12 protein-coding genes, 2 pseudogenes and 1 riboswitch are annotated in these 13893 nt (G+C 64.7%); of the genes and pseudogenes, 10 read left to right on the forward strand and 4 right to left on the reverse strand.

Annotated elements, in window-relative coordinates; all coding sequences use genetic code 11:
- Window positions 1–25: 25 nt before the first annotated feature.
- Window positions 26–808: an SDR family oxidoreductase gene (locus CLU85_RS00765; RefSeq protein ID WP_100408620.1), complete on the forward strand. Its 783-nt coding sequence runs from the start codon at window positions 26–28 to the stop codon at window positions 806–808.
- Window positions 809–1002: 194 nt separating this feature from the next.
- On the opposite strand, the gene CLU85_RS00770 is transcribed toward CLU85_RS00765, so the two are convergent.
- Together CLU85_RS00770 and CLU85_RS00775 are read right to left on the reverse strand one after the other, a co-directional pair.
- On the reverse strand, window positions 1003–1572 hold the full coding sequence (locus CLU85_RS00770) for an RNA-binding protein (protein WP_100408621.1): 570 nt from the start codon (window positions 1570–1572) through the stop codon (window positions 1003–1005).
- A gap of 268 nt (window positions 1573–1840) precedes the next feature.
- Window positions 1841–2233 (reverse strand): RNA-binding protein, encoded by a 393-nt coding sequence (locus CLU85_RS00775; RefSeq protein ID WP_100408622.1) that lies wholly within the window; start codon window positions 2231–2233, stop codon window positions 1841–1843.
- A gap of 245 nt (window positions 2234–2478) precedes the next feature.
- Window positions 2479–2672, forward strand: a riboswitch (yybP-ykoY riboswitch).
- A gap of 2 nt (window positions 2673–2674) precedes the next feature.
- On the opposite strand from CLU85_RS00775, the gene CLU85_RS00780 reads away from it, so the two are divergent.
- From CLU85_RS00780 to CLU85_RS00795, 4 genes are all read left to right on the forward strand, one after another.
- Complete coding sequence (locus CLU85_RS00780) at window positions 2675–3241, forward strand: TMEM165/GDT1 family protein (RefSeq protein WP_100408623.1); 567 nt, start codon at window positions 2675–2677, stop codon at window positions 3239–3241.
- A 155-nt stretch (window positions 3242–3396) separates the two neighbouring features.
- The gene (locus CLU85_RS00785; RefSeq protein ID WP_100408624.1) at window positions 3397–4527 is read left to right on the forward strand and encodes a homoserine O-acetyltransferase; all 1131 of its coding nucleotides are present in this window, start codon (window positions 3397–3399) and stop codon (window positions 4525–4527) included.
- Complete coding sequence (gene metW, locus CLU85_RS00790; RefSeq protein ID WP_100408625.1) at window positions 4524–5108, forward strand: methionine biosynthesis protein MetW; 585 nt, start codon at window positions 4524–4526, stop codon at window positions 5106–5108. The genes CLU85_RS00785 and metW overlap by 4 nt, the downstream gene beginning before the upstream one ends.
- Window positions 5109–5189: 81 nt before the next feature.
- Entirely contained in the window at window positions 5190–6335 is a 1146-nt protein-coding gene (locus CLU85_RS00795; RefSeq protein ID WP_100408626.1) for a glycerophosphodiester phosphodiesterase, read from the forward strand.
- Here the strand turns inward: CLU85_RS00795 and CLU85_RS00800 are convergent.
- A pseudogene (locus CLU85_RS00800) lies at window positions 6304–6745 on the reverse strand (NAD(P)H-dependent oxidoreductase); the annotation flags it as partial. The gene CLU85_RS00795 and the pseudogene CLU85_RS00800 sit on opposite strands and share 32 nt — an antisense overlap.
- A 23-nt stretch (window positions 6746–6768) precedes the next feature.
- A pseudogene (locus CLU85_RS00805) lies at window positions 6769–6927 on the reverse strand (MerR family transcriptional regulator); the annotation flags it as partial.
- 188 nt (window positions 6928–7115) lie between these two features.
- Here CLU85_RS00805 and CLU85_RS00810 point away from each other — a divergent pair.
- The 5 genes from CLU85_RS00810 to CLU85_RS00830 all read left to right on the forward strand — a co-directional run bounded on the left by CLU85_RS00810 (window position 7116) and on the right by CLU85_RS00830 (window position 13776).
- Window positions 7116–7937 carry a hydroxypyruvate isomerase family protein gene (locus tag CLU85_RS00810; RefSeq protein WP_100412299.1) on the forward strand — a complete coding sequence of 274 codons (822 nt, stop codon included), beginning with the start codon at window positions 7116–7118 and terminating at the stop codon, window positions 7935–7937.
- Window positions 7938–8129: 192 nt separating this feature from the next.
- The gene (locus tag CLU85_RS00815; RefSeq protein WP_100408627.1) at window positions 8130–10190 is read left to right on the forward strand and encodes a methyl-accepting chemotaxis protein; all 2061 of its coding nucleotides are present in this window, start codon (window positions 8130–8132) and stop codon (window positions 10188–10190) included.
- Between the two features lie 109 nt (window positions 10191–10299).
- On the forward strand, window positions 10300–11526 hold the full coding sequence (locus CLU85_RS00820; protein ID WP_100408628.1) for a GGDEF domain-containing protein: 1227 nt from the start codon (window positions 10300–10302) through the stop codon (window positions 11524–11526).
- A gap of 157 nt (window positions 11527–11683) precedes the next feature.
- Window positions 11684–13177, forward strand: a complete 1494-nt coding sequence (locus CLU85_RS00825; RefSeq protein WP_100408629.1) for a M20 family metallopeptidase — start codon at window positions 11684–11686, stop codon at window positions 13175–13177.
- A gap of 71 nt (window positions 13178–13248) precedes the next feature.
- Window positions 13249–13776 carry a TlpA disulfide reductase family protein gene (locus CLU85_RS00830; protein WP_100408630.1) on the forward strand — a complete coding sequence of 176 codons (528 nt, stop codon included), beginning with the start codon at window positions 13249–13251 and terminating at the stop codon, window positions 13774–13776.
- Window positions 13777–13893 lie beyond the last annotated feature (117 nt).

Genomic DNA, 13893 nt, shown 5'->3' on the forward strand with positions numbered 1-13893 from the left:
GCCCTTGCCCACTGCCGGAACCCGCATGACCCCTCCTCTTGTTTTCATCACCGGTGCGTCCAGTGGTATCGGCCAGGCACTGGCCCTGCGGTTCTACCGAGCAGGCTACCGGTTGGCTCTGGTGGCCCGCCGCACGTCTGAGGTAACAACATGGGCAAGCGCACAAGGAATAAGCACTGATAGCTATGAAATTTATAGTGCAGACGTTGCAGTGACCGACAGCATCATTGCTGCCGGCCAAGAATGTATGGCACGCCAGGGTCTCCCGGATGTGGTGATTGCCAATGCCGGTATCAGCGTGGGGATGGATACGGCCGTGCGGGACGATATTGACGTGATGACCCGCACCTTTGCGACCAACAACATCGGGATGGCAGCCACCTTCCAGCCGTTTGTGGATGCGATGGCGCAGCGGCGCAGTGGCACGCTGGTAGGCATTGGCAGCGTGGCGGGCATCCGTGGCCTGCCGGGGCACGGGGCCTATTGCGCCAGCAAGGCGGCTGTCATCAGCTATTGCGAGAGCCTGCGGGGCGAGATGCGCCCGCACGGCGTGCAGGTGGTGACCATCTCGCCGGGCTACATCGATACACCGCTCACGCAGCACAACCGATACCGCATGCCGTTTTTGATGCAGGCCAGCGATTTTGCAGACCGTGCCTTTCGGGCCATCACCGCAGGCGTGAGCTACCGGGTCATTCCATGGCAAATGGGCGTGGTCGCCAAGCTGTTGCGCATGCTGCCGAATCCACTGTTCGACAAATTGCTCGCAGGCCGTCCGCGCAAGCGCCGCCAGACTGAGGGGCCGTAGCCGCCCTGGGGCGCAGGGTAGCTCAATGCCTCCAGGGGTGGTGAGGCCAAGTGTTTTTGTCACCCGCTCGGTGCCGATCGGGTGGGCACCGCTCCACGGGCGCCATCCAGTGCGATCCGAACAAGGCCCCAGCGGGCCTGGCGCATGAAAAAAGCCCCTGGAGGGGCTTTTTGATGCACCGAGAGGTGCTTGACTCAGTAGCCGTTGTTGCCACCGCCGCCGTAGCCACCACCGCCGCCGCCATTGCGACCGCCACCACCACCACCGCCGCCATTGCGTGAGCCAGAGCCATAAGGGCTGCGAAAGCCGCCTTCGCTGCGGCCACCACCCCCGCCGTAGCCGCCGCCATCACGTCCGCCGCCGCCACCGCCGCCGTAGCCACCACCACCTTCACGGCCACCGCCGTAACCGCCACCACCACCACCACCACCACCACCACCACTGCGGCCACCGCCGCCGTAGCCCCCACCACCGCCGCCACCACCACCAAACCCGCCGCTGCGGGGAGGGCGGGGCTCCATGGGGCGTGCCTCATTGACGACGATGCCACGACCGCCCAATGGCTGGCCGTTCATGCCGTTGATCGCGGCCTGGGCTTCTGCATCGCTGCCCATTTCCACGAAACCAAAGCCTTTGGAACGGCCGGTGTCGCGTTCCATCATGACCTTGGCGCTGGTGACCGCTCCGAATTGGCCGAAGGCCTGTTCCAGATCGCTGTCGCGCACCGAGTACGGCAGGTTGCCAACGTACAGTTTGTTGCCCATCGAGGGACTCCTCAAAAACACATGGATAAAGCGATGGAGTCCCGAAAACGCAGCCAGCTAATCTCAATGACGCTCTCAGCGAAACTGACGGATCACCGCAAACTTGGAAAGCGGGAAGAACCCGCCAACCCATTATGCGCCACACTTTTGTTGAAAAAGCAAGCGGCTATGCGCGTTGTGGCGGCGATGCCGCGCAGGCATGAAAAAAGGAGCCCTGAGGCTCCTTGTTTGCCGTCAGCAGGCGAAAACGTCTGCTGATGAGGTCTTTTTAGTAGCTGCTACGGCCACCGCCGTAACCACCACCACCGCCGCCGCCGCTACGGCCACCGCCGTAACCGCCGCCGCCACCACCACCGTAGCCGCCACCACCACCGTTGCCGCCGCCGAAGCCACCGCTACGGGGAGCACGTGGCTCCATAGGACGGGCTTCGTTGACCACGAGGTCACGGCCGCCGAAGTTGGTGCCATGCACGCCTTGGATGGCGGCTTGGGCTTCAGCATCGCTGCCCATTTCGACAAAGCCGAAACCCTTGGAGCGGCCGGTGTCGCGCTCCATCATGACCTTGGCGCTGCCGACCGAGCCGTATTGGCTGAAAGTCTGCTGCAGGTCTTCGTCGCGGAAAGAGTAGGGCAGGTTGCCCACGTAAAGTTTGTTGCCCATGAAGGACTCCTGAAAAAACACAAAAACGCGATGGAGTCCGACGCAATCAACAAACCTGTGACGACTTCAAAGACGCGAAACTGACCATTCACCGCTTAGCTAACTGCTTTCCTGCAAGCAGAAAAGCGAGGCCATTATTAATCACTTTGTGTAGGTCGTGGCTTTTTATTTCGGTGCGAGACCCTCTAAAACCGCGAAATTGCGTGGTTTTATGGAGAATCTCCCAGCAAACCCTGGGGTAAAATCCGTGGGTCTTTGGGGAGTAGCCCGCCCGGCAGCGCAATGCGCCGGGGGCATGCGTCAACACACTTGGGTTCTTTGAAACCTATGGCGTATGCGGTTTTTTGAACTGGGCGAGACCATTGACTGCAAACCGATCCACATGGCCGGAGTCGGGGTGCAGTCAATGCGTTTTCCACCCATCCGGCCGGATAGGACCCCATGGAAGCTTTTTTTATTTCTACCGCCATCGTCGCGCTCGCAGAGATGGGCGACAAGACGCAGCTGCTGGCGCTCGTGCTGGCTGCGCGGTTTCGCAAGCCCTGGCCCATCGTGCTCGGCATTCTGGTGGCCACGCTGGTCAATCACGGACTGGCCGGAGCTGTGGGTGCGTGGGTAACTACATTTCTGGGCCCCCAGGTTCTGCGCTGGATCCTCGGCGCTTCGTTCATCGCCATGGCGGTGTGGATGCTTATTCCCGACAAACTCGATGAAGGCGAGGCGGATGGAACACCGCGCTGGGGCGTGTTCGGGACGACTGTGGTGGCGTTCTTCCTGGCTGAGATGGGCGACAAGACGCAGATCGCTACCGTCATGCTGGCCGCCAAGTACAACGCTTATCTGTGGGTGGTGGCCGGGACCACGCTGGGCATGATGCTGGCCAATGCGCCGGTGGTCTGGCTGGGCGAGCGCATCACGCGCAAGGTGCCTATCCGTGCGGTGCATCTGGTATCTGCCGTCATCTTTCTGGTGCTGGGGCTGCTGGCGATTTTTTCGTCTGCGGGTTGATCGTCGCCGTGCACGGGGCTGGGCGACGGGGCGCTGCTTTGGTATATTTGCCGAACGCGCCGATTTGCCACAGCTTGCGGGCGCTTTATAAATCCTGCTAAAGACCCGTCCGACATCTCTGCCCGGCCTCGTTTTTAGCGACGTCGGGTTTTTTTATGTCGTTCATTGCCACGCCCCAGACCCTGCATTTTCCGGAGGTGCTGCCGCTGCAAAGCGGTGCGTCCATCCGCGACTACCAACTGGCCTACGAGACCTACGGCACGCTCAACGCCGACCGCTCCAACGCCGTGCTTGTGTGCCACGCCCTCAACGCCTCGCACCATGTGGCGGGCGTTTACGCCGGGCAAGACAAGAGCGAAGGCTGGTGGGACAACATGATCGGTCCCGGCAAGCCGGTGGATACCGACCGCTTCTTCGTGATTGGTGTGAACAACCTGGGTTCGTGTTTTGGCTCCACCGGTCCCATGCATTTGCACCCAGATACCGGAGAGGTCTATGGTGCGGACTTTCCGGTGGTCACGGTGGAAGACTGGGTCAATGCCCAGGCCCGTCTGCTTGATCGCCTGGGCATACAGCAGATGGCGGCGGTGCTGGGCGGCAGCCTGGGTGGCATGCAGGCGCTCTCGTGGACGCTGCAGTACCCCGAGCGCATGCGCCACGCGGTGGTCGTGGCCAGCGCGCCCAATCTCACGGCCGAGAACATTGCCTTCAATGAAGTGGCCCGCCGTGCCATCGTGACCGACCCGGACTTCCACGGCGGCCACTTCTACCGCCACGGCGTGATCCCCAAGCGCGGGCTGCGCATCGCCCGCATGATCGGCCACATCACCTACCTCAGCGACGACGTGATGAACGAGAAGTTCGGACGCCAGCTCCGGGAAGGCCTGGAGCTGAAATACAGCACCCAGGACATCGAGTTCCAGATCGAAAGCTACCTGCGCTACCAGGGCGACAAGTTCAGCGACTACTTCGACGCCAACACCTACCTGCTGATCACCCGCGCGCTCGACTACTTTGACCCCGCCCGCGCGCACGCCGACAACCTCACGCGCGCCTTGGCCCGTGCCACGGCGAAATTCCTGCTGGTGAGCTTCACCACCGACTGGCGCTTTTCGCCCAAACGCAGCCGCGAGATCGTCAAGGCCCTGCTCGACAACCGCCGCAGCGTGAGCTACGCCGAGATCGACGCGCCCCATGGACACGATGCCTTTTTGCTCGATGACGCACGCTACATGGGCGTGATGCGCTCTTACTTCGATAGCATTGCCAAGGAGTTGCAACCATGACCGAAAAAGCGGCGATGCAAGCCCTGGCGCGCCTGGTGCCCCCCGGCTCGCGCGTGCTCGACCTGGGCTGCGGCAACGGCGCCATGCTCGACTACCTGCAGCGTGAACGCGGCTGTAGCGGCTACGGCGTGGAGATCGATGACGCCAACGTGCTGGCCTGCGTACAACGCGGCGTGGATGTGATCCAGCTCAACCTCGACGAGGGGCTGGCCATGTTCGACGACAACAGCTTTGACGTCGTGCTGCAGATCGACACGCTGCAGCACCTGCGCAATGCCGAAACCATGCTGCGCGAGACCGCGCGGGTGGGCCGCACCGGCGTGGTGGCCTTCCCCAACTTTGCGCACTGGCCCAACCGCCTGTCCATCCTGCGCGGGCGCATGCCTGTCACGCGGCGCCTGCCCTACCAGTGGTACGACACACCCAACATCCGCGTCGGCACTTACAAGGATTTCGAGGTGCTGGCCACCAAGAACAGCTTGCGCATCCTGGACGCCTTTGGTCTGCAGGACGGGCAGGCCGTGCGCTGGCTGCCCAATGCCCGTGCGGGTACCGCCGTGTTCCATTTCGAGCGCGCGTAGCCTGTTGGTGCCGTCGGGCTGGCGACACAACACTGTCAAGCGCATCGGCTAAGGTGCGGGGTCTCATCCACAGGAGACCGCATGAAACGCATTGCACTGCGCGCCGTGACCGCTGCCGCGCTGCTGGCCACCTGGGCGCTGGGCGCCGCCGCACAGGCCTGGCCGCCCACGCCCACCGTGATCGCCCACCGGGGCGCCTCGGCCTTGCGGCCTGAGCACACGCTGGCCGCCTATCAACAGGCCATTGACGATGGTGCCGACATCATCGAGCCCGACCTCGTGATCACCAAAGACGGCGTGCTGGTGGCCCGGCACGAGAACGCCATCGCCATCGTCAACGCCGATGGTTCAGTGAAAGAGGCCACCACCGACGTGATGGACCGCTCCGAGTTCGCCGCGCGCAAGGCCACCAAAACCATCGATGGTCAGGCCATCACCGGCTGGTTCACCGAAGACTTCACGCTGGCCGAGCTGAAAACGCTGCGCGCCCGCGAGCGCATCCCCGCGCAGCGCCCGGCCAACGTGGCCTACAACGGCCAGTTCGAGGTGCCCACGCTGCAAGAGGTGATCGACCTGGCAAAGGCGGCCAGCGCCAAGACGGGTCGCACCATCGGCATCTACCCCGAGACCAAACACCCCACCTACTTCCAGTCCATCGGCCAGCCGCTGGAGGCACCACTGCTGGCCGTGCTGGAGAAAAACGGCTGGAACCACAAGGACGCCCCGGTGTTCGTGCAGTCGTTCGAGGTCAGCAACCTGCAGGCGATCCGCAAGCTCAGCAGCGTGCGCCTGGTGCAACTGGTTGCGCCCTCGGGCCGGCCGTATGACTTTGTGGCACAGGGCGCAGCCAACACGCGCAGCTATGCAGACCTCATCACGTCCGAAGGCCTCAAACAGGTGGCGACTTACGCCAACGCCATCGGCCCTTTCAAGACGCTGGTGGTGCCGGTCAAGGACGGTGTGCCGGGCGAGCCCACTCCGCTGGTGGCGCGTGCCCGTGCTGAAGGCCTGGCGGTGCACATCTGGACGCTGCGGCCCGAAAACGCCTTTCTGCCTGCGGGCCTGAAAAAGGCGCCGACCACCGATGGCATCGTGCGTGGTGACAGCGTGGCCGAGATCACGGCCTATCTCAGCGCGGGCATCGACGGCTTCTTCACCGACGACTCGGCCGTCGGCCGCGCTGCCGTCCAGGCATTCAAGGCGAAGGGGATGGCGGCGACGAAGTGACCCGGGCCGGGCGCGGCGTGCCCGGTGTGGCGCGCAGGCCCTGGCGCCACCCCAGTTGCCGCGCCTTCTCTACCCACTGTGCCAGCCGCTCCGCATGCGCGGTGCGCACCGGGCCAAAACTGTGCACCCGCACGGGCCCGATACCGCAGAACTCCAGAATCGCCTTCTTCATCGGGTAGTGGCCCGGCCTGTGTGTCACCCAGCGGAAGTACCAGTGCGGTGAGTCCATGGTCACCAGCAAATCGGCCGAGCGGCCTGTCAGCAGCTGTGTCCCACAGCGATGAGCCCTTGCTGTACTTGAAGGCGTAACCCGGCAGCAACACGCGGTCGACAAAACCCTTGAGCAGCGCGGGCATGGCGCCTCACCAGATGGGGTAGACCCACACCAGGTGGTGCGCCCAGGTGATGTCGCCAGCAAGTCAGACCCCAGCGCCTGAGCCTGGCGGATCAGCAGCACGCGCGCCACATCGGCCGCTTCATCATGGCGGTAGCTGCCCGTGCGGGCCACGGTGCCCATCAGGCCGCGCGCCTCGTCCAGGCGAATGGCCTTGGGGGTGGTGCCGGTGTGTTGGGCGAGTTCTCCGATGCGCATGGGGGTTCTGGAGTGTGTGGAGAGAAAACTATCAAAACAATAGCTGTCAGCGCTTATGAATAAAGCGCCATAGGCCTATTTGATTCAAAGACTGTGCCGGAGAGGCACTGGAAGGGCCACCGGCTCCGGTGCTGCAAGATAAGCTGCGGCGCTCTGACCCCGTCTTCCATCTCCTGCCTGCACCCGCCATGCCCCAGTTCGCCGCCAACCTGAGCCTGATGTACACCGAGTTGCCGTTTCTGGACCGCTTTGCCGCCGCCGCACGCGACCGGTTCACTGCGGTGGAGTTGCAGTTTCCGTATGCCTTCGCGCCAGCCGAGGTGGCTGCGCGGTTGACGGACCACGGTTTGCAGCTGGTGCTCTTCAATGCCCCGGCTGGCGGTACCGACCGCGCCAGCATGGCCACCGCATGGGAGCGGAACGCGCGTGGCACGGCTGCGCAGCCGGGGCGCGAGGCCGAGTTCCGCGCCGGGGTGCAGGAGGCTCTGCGGTACGCCGAACGGCTGGCCTGCCCACGCATCCATGTGCTCTCGGGCACCGTGCCACCCGGGGTGGAGCGCGAGTCGCTCAAGGACCTCTGCGCCAGCAACCTGCGCTGGGCGGCGGCCGAGGCCGCGCGTACGGGCTGCGAAATTCTCATCGAACCCACCAATCTGCGCGATGTGCCGCGCTACTTCTTGAACCGGCAGGACCATGCCCATGAATTGCTCGATGCGGCACAGGCCGACAACCTCAAGGTGATGATGAACCTGTACCACTGCCAGATCGTGGAAGGTGACGTGGCGACCAAGCTGCAAACCTACCTGCCCACCGGCCGCGTGTCACATATCCAGATGGCAGGGGTTCCGCTGCAGCACGAGCCTGACCGTGGCGAGTTGCACTATCCCTTCCTTTTTGAAGCCATCGACGCCCTCGGTTACGCCGGTTGGGTGGGCTGCGCATACCGGCCTGCGGCAGGGACTTCGCAGGGCCTGGGCTGGCGCGATCGGGCCCTGGCTGCACGCCTCTGACACGGCCCTCAGACGGTTGAAGGCGCGCTTCCAATACGCGCGAATGCGTAAGGGAATGCGTTAATAAATGTAACAAGACTCTGGACTTAGAGTGGCAGCAGACCGGCGATAGCCGGCTTGAGAACCTGCTCACGGCCTCTTGAGAGGTCGTAGACGGGTTCTTGGGCTTTCACTTTTCAGGAGACACACTGCATGGCCGCATCCCTTGCCAACAACCGTTCTGTCGCGCGCCAGGTCACGCTGACCGCCATTGCGCTGGTGGCCCTGGTGCTGGTGCTCGTGGGGCTGGCGATTGCCGTGCTGACCGAGCGCAGCACACGCGCCCTGGTGGCGACGAGCGTGGGCGACACGGCGCAAAGCGTGGCGCAGTCGCTGGACGCAGCCGACAACACCAATCGCGAACTGGTGCAGCTCACCATGAAGGGCTTTCAGCGCTACTTCGAGGCCGCCATGCAGCTCGACGAGGCCTCGGGCGAGCTGCGCAGCTACGGTGCGCTGGTCAACGAGGACTACGGCTCGGTCGACAAGTTCGCCAGCGAAACCGGCGGCATTGCCACCGTGTTCGCCAAAAAGGGCGACGACTTCGTGCGCATCACCACCTCCGTCAAGAACGAAAAAGGCGAGCGCCAGCAGGGCACGCCGCTGGGCAAAGACGACCCGGCCTACGCCACTGTCACCAAGGGCGAGCCCTACACCGGCGTCACCCTCGCCGGTGGCAAGCCCTACATGGGGCACTACCTGCCCGCCAAGGATGCGTCGGGCAAGGTGATTGCGCTGCTGTTCATCGGCAATGACATCAGCGTGTTCCACGCCATGCTGCAAAAGCAGGTGGCACAGACGAAATTTTTTGAGCACGGTGGCACGTATGTGATCAACCCCGGCACCTCGCTGGACAAGGCCGTATTTGTGTACCACCCCACCGCGCGCGGCAAGCGGGTGCTGGAGGCCTACCCGCAGGCCCGCCCGTTCTTTGAGGCACTGGCTGCCGCGCAAGACGGCTTTGTGCGCGAAGCGGCGCCCGTGCTGGGCGCTGGCGCCGAGGACCCCTGGGCCCTGGTGCGCAAGACCAGCGGCGGCTGGTGGGTGGTGGCTGAGGTGCCTGATGGCGAAGCCATGGCCAGCCAGCGCCGTGTGACGATGGCCGTCTGGGGCCTGATGGCCGTGGCCGTGGTGCTGCTCGCCATCGGCCTGTTTGTCATGCTGCGCCGGGGCGTGAGCCGGCCGCTGCAGGACCTGACCCAGGCCATCACGCTGGTGGCGCAGGGCGACCTGACCGAAGCCTTCCGCACCACGCGGCGCGACGAAATTGGCGCACTGGTGCAAGAGGTCGAAGGCATGCGCCAGCGCTACACGCAGATGCTGCAACAGGTGCGCAATGCGGTGGACAGCATCAGCACCGCCAGCGCCGAGATCGCCAGCGGCAACCAGGACCTGTCGACCCGCACCGAGGCCACGGCCAGCAGCCTGGCCCAGACGGCACAGAGCATGGAGCACCTCACCTCCACCGTGCGCCAGTCGGCCGACGCTGCGCGGCAGGCCAACCAGCTGGCCAGCAACGCGGCCGCTGTGGCCGCGCGTGGCGGGCAGGTGGTGGGCGAGGTGGTGACCACCATGGGCGACATCAACCAAAGCTCGCGCAAAATCGCCGACATCATTGGCGTGATCGACTCCATTGCCTTCCAGACCAACATCCTGGCGCTCAACGCTGCGGTAGAAGCGGCCCGCGCGGGTGACCAAGGCCGGGGCTTTGCCGTGGTGGCCAGCGAGGTGCGATCGTTGGCAGGGCGCTCCGCAGCCGCCGCGCGCGAGATCAAGGCGCTCATTGGTGCCTCGGTGGAGCGGGTGGAATCGGGCGCGCGCCTGGTGCAGAACGCTGGCACCACCATGGACGAGATCGTGGGCTCGGTCAAACGCGTGGGCGACATCATTGGCGAGATCACAGCGGCGTCGAATGAGCAGTCTGACGGCATCGGCCAGGTCAATACCGCCGTCAACCAGCTTGACCAGATGACGCAGCAGAATGCCGCGCTGGTGGAGGAATCCGCCGCCGCCGCCCAAAGCCTGCGTGAGCAGGCCACCCGCCTGGCGGGGGCCGTGCAGGTGTTCAAGCTCTCGCGGACCGAGGGTGCTGCCGGTGGCGGCATTGGCTATACATCCCGAACGGCCCTGGCAGCGCCCATGGCGCAAACGGGCGATGGCGAGTCGGCGCAGGCCCCCGGCAGCGGAGCGCGTGCGCCAGCACAGCTGCAATGATGACCGGAGCTTGACGGCGCTCGGGTGCAGACGGCCATCGATCGATTTGTGGACAGCGCCCCTTGGTTTATGCTGGGCTGACTCACTACCACCCAGCCCTTTCCGACCTATGGCCGCCCACGTCCCCACCATGCTGGCAATGATCATTGTCAGCTCGCTCATGATGGCGGCCTCCATGGCCGTGGTGGGTTGGGGCCGACGGCGCGACGGCCTGGGCCGCTGGTCGGCCGCCCTGTTGATCAATGCCATTGGGCACCTGCTGATCATGTTGCGCGGCCTGGTGCCCGATGTGTTGTCCATCGTGGTGGGCAACATGCTGCTGTCTTGTGTGTTTGCCGGGATGATCGCGGCGATCTACCAGTTCCAGGGGCGCCCGGTGCGGTGGTGGATGCTGCTGGCGCCTGCTGGGCTGACCACCATTTTTGTCATTGTGTTCATCGACCACTTTCCCGCACGGGTGAGTTTTGTGGGGCTGGTCATAGGGCTCCAGTCGATATGGGCGCTGTGGGCTGCGCTGCAACGCCGCCATGCCACCGTGGGGCGTGGCCAATGGCTGCTGGTGGGCGGGTTGATGCTGGAGGCGCTGGTGCTCGGTGCCCGTGCGCTGGTGGCCCTCACCATGGGCGGTGCTTCGACAGACATCCTGCAAGGCAGTGGGCTGCAGACGCTCACTTTCATGAGTACGTTTTCCGTGGTGCTGGTCAGCTCCATGGGCTTTGTGTTCATGTCGCGCGACCGGGCCGATGAAAGCAACCGCGTGATGGCTGCGCTGGATGCGCTCACGGGCGTGGCCAATCGCCGTTCGCTGATCGCCGCACTCGATCGCGACGTCGCCCGTGCCGTGCGCATGCACGAGTCCATTGCGCTGATGATGGTGGACATCGATCATTTCAAGAATGTCAACGACCAGTACGGCCACCCCGTGGGGGACCAGGTGCTGTGCAGCGTTGTGAATGTGCTGCGCCAGCGCGTGCGTGCACAGGATCTGGTGGGTCGCTACGGCGGCGAGGAGTTCATGGTGCTGCTGCCCGACACCAGCCTGATGGGGGCCGAGCAGCTGGCACGCGAGTTGTGCAAGGCGGTCGAGGAGTCGCGCTGCCCCGCCGACGGCGTACCGGGCCCTGGTATCGCCGTCACGGTGAGCATTGGCGTTTTTGGCGGGCGGCTGGAGTCGGGCGACAGCTGGGACATGCTGATCGCCGCTGCCGACCGCGCGCTCTACCAGGCCAAGAACAACGGCCGCAACCGCGTGGAGGTGGCCACGGGCTTGCGCCGCCCCAGCGCCCAGCTGGCAGCCCAGGCCCATCCAGAGACCCTGCCCGAGTCTCTGTATTGACCCGCGCAAAACAAGGCACGGGCAAGCGGCGAACCCCAATGCGTGCGGGTGCGCAATCCCGATGGGCGTAAGGCCTCTCTGCAGGGGTCCGTGGCGCTCGGCGGGGGGTTGTGTTGGAATGGCGGACTGATCACCTTTCGCCTTCAGGAGCCCCACCATGAACGCCCGCGTGCCCTCCCAAGTCCTTCAGCCTGAGCTTGCCCTGCAGCGTGTGAGCCAAGCCTGGGACAGCGACATTGTTCGCCAGCTCACCGACTACATCGCCATCCCCGCCAAATCGCCCACCTTTGCGGCCGACTGGGCCGAGCTGGGCCTGCTCGACACCGTGGTGCGCAACGCGGCTGCGTGGGTCGAATCGCAAAAGGTCGAAGGCTTGACGCTGGAGATCGTGCGCCTCGAAGGCCGTACCCCCGTGCTGTTCTTCGAAATTGCCGCAACCCAGCCCGGCGCCACCGACACCGTGCTCATGTACGGCCACCTGGACAAACAACCGGAGTTCTCCGGCTGGCGCAACGACCTCGGCCCGTGGACCCCCAAATACGAAGACGGCAAGCTCTACGGCCGGGGCGGCGCCGATGATGGTTATGCCGTGTATGCCAGCATCGCCGCTGTGCAGGAACTCAAGCGCCAGAACGTGCCCCATCCGCGCATCGTGGGCCTCATCGAGACCTGCGAAGAAAGCGGCTCGCGCGACCTGCTGCCCTACATCGATGCGCTCAAGCCCCGCATGGGCAATGTGGCGCTGGTGGTGTGCCTGGACTCGGGCGCTGGCAACTACGAACAGCTGTGGCTCACCACCAGCCTGCGCGGCATGGCCAGCGGCACGCTCAAGGTCGAGATCCTCACCGAAGGCATCCACTCGGGCGACGCGTCGGGCCTGGTGCCCTCCTCGTTTCGCATCATGCGGCAAGTGCTCGACCGCCTGGAAGACAGCGCCACGGGCCGCTTGCTGCCCGCCAGCTTTCATTGCGAAGTACCCGCCGACCGCGTGGCCCAGGCCCGCGCCACGGCGGCCATCCTGGGGGAAGAGGTGTACAAGCGCTTCCCCTGGGCGCACTACGACTGCGGGGGCTCCACCACGTTTGCGCTGCCCACCACCACCGATCCGCTACAGGCGCTGCTCAAGCGCACCTGGGAGCCCACGCTGAGCGTCACCGGCGCCGAGGGCTTCCCCGCGATGCAGGACGCGGGCAACGTGCTGCGCCCTTACACCGCCTTCAAGCTCAGCCTGCGCCTGCCCCCGCTGGTCGATGCGGCCCAGGCTGTGCAGCAGCTCAAGTCGCTGCTCGAAGACAACGCACCCTACCAGGCCAAGGTCACCTTCCAGAGCGGCGGCGGTGCCACGGGCTGGAACGCCCCCGCGACCACGCCCTGGTTCGAGCAGGCCCTCAACGAGGCCTCGCAGGCGCACTTTGGCGCGCCTTGTGGCTACATCGGCCAGGGGGGCACCATCCCGCTCATGAACATGCTCAGCGAAGGTTTCCCCGCCGCGCAGATGATGGTGTGCGGCGTGCTCGGCCCCAAGAGCAATGCGCACGGCCCCAACGAGTTTTTGCATGTGCCCTACGCCAAGCGTCTCACCGCCTCGGTGGCCCATGTGATGGCGGCCATGGCACAGCAACAGGCCACCACGGCGACCACGGCCCGCTGATACCACCGAAAGGTGCCTGGTCAGCGCCAACGGTGCTTTTTCTTCCACGCTTTCCATCATCGGGTCACACCATGGACAAACGCGCATTTCTGCATGCCTGCACTGCCACCACGCTGGCCGCACTCGCGCCCGCGTCTGGCCTGGCGCAGGCCCCAGCGGGGGGCAGTGCCCCTGGCCCTCTTCATGCGCTGTCTGGCACCAACAGCGAGGGCCAGCCGGTCATGCTGACGGACTTTGCTGGCAAGGTGTGCCTGGTCAGTTTTTTTACCGCAGGCTGTGCCCTGTGCACCAACGAACTGCGCCTCATGCGCGAGTTCTACACCAGCAACCGCCAGCGCGACTTTGTGCTGCTGGGCGTGAACATGGACGAGAAATCCGCCGACTTCATGCAGTACATCGAGCTGCTGAAGGTGTCGGTGCCTGCCGAGCAACGCTTTCCCATTGCCTGGCGCAACGCGCCGGGGCACAAGGACAGCTTTGGCGCCATCACCCGCCGGCCCACGCATTTCGTGCTCAACCGCAAACACCAGCAAGTGCTGCGGCGGGAGGGCAATTTTTTACCCACCGACTGGGACGACCTCTGGGTATCGCTCGCCTGAGGGCGGCCACAGGGCATCACGCCCCGCAGGCTGGCTCCTTGCTGCCCTTGCTGGTGCTTTTCGTACCGGCTTTGTGGTGCGGTCCTGACCATTTAATGCAGTGGGTCTTGGGGTGTG

Origin of the sequence: Acidovorax sp. 69 (assembly GCF_002797445.1) — a bacterium.
Classification (GTDB): Bacteria; Pseudomonadota; Gammaproteobacteria; order Burkholderiales; family Burkholderiaceae_C; genus Acidovorax.

Bases quoted from the DNA above. Each gene is read 5' to 3' on its own strand.
- CLU85_RS00820 (WP_100408628.1), top strand. From the start codon at position 10,300: ATGGCCGCCCACGTCCCCACCATGCTGGCAATGATCATTGTCAGCTCG.
- CLU85_RS00830 (WP_100408630.1), top strand. From the start codon at position 13,249: ATGGACAAACGCGCATTTCTGCATGCCTGCACTGCCACCACGCTGGCC.
- CLU85_RS00785 (WP_100408624.1), top strand. From the start codon at position 3,397: ATGTCGTTCATTGCCACGCCCCAGACCCTGCATTTTCCGGAGGTGCTG.
- CLU85_RS00825 (WP_100408629.1), top strand. From the start codon at position 11,684: ATGAACGCCCGCGTGCCCTCCCAAGTCCTTCAGCCTGAGCTTGCCCTG.
- CLU85_RS00815 (WP_100408627.1), top strand. From the start codon at position 8,130: ATGGCCGCATCCCTTGCCAACAACCGTTCTGTCGCGCGCCAGGTCACG.
- CLU85_RS00770 (WP_100408621.1), bottom strand. From the start codon at position 1,572: ATGGGCAACAAACTGTACGTTGGCAACCTGCCGTACTCGGTGCGCGAC.
- CLU85_RS00810 (WP_100412299.1), top strand. From the start codon at position 7,116: ATGCCCCAGTTCGCCGCCAACCTGAGCCTGATGTACACCGAGTTGCCG.
- CLU85_RS00775 (WP_100408622.1), bottom strand. From the start codon at position 2,233: ATGGGCAACAAACTTTACGTGGGCAACCTGCCCTACTCTTTCCGCGAC.
- metW (WP_100408625.1), top strand. From the start codon at position 4,524: ATGACCGAAAAAGCGGCGATGCAAGCCCTGGCGCGCCTGGTGCCCCCC.
- CLU85_RS00765 (WP_100408620.1), top strand. From the start codon at position 26: ATGACCCCTCCTCTTGTTTTCATCACCGGTGCGTCCAGTGGTATCGGC.
- CLU85_RS00795 (WP_100408626.1), top strand. From the start codon at position 5,190: ATGAAACGCATTGCACTGCGCGCCGTGACCGCTGCCGCGCTGCTGGCC.
- CLU85_RS00780 (WP_100408623.1), top strand. From the start codon at position 2,675: ATGGAAGCTTTTTTTATTTCTACCGCCATCGTCGCGCTCGCAGAGATG.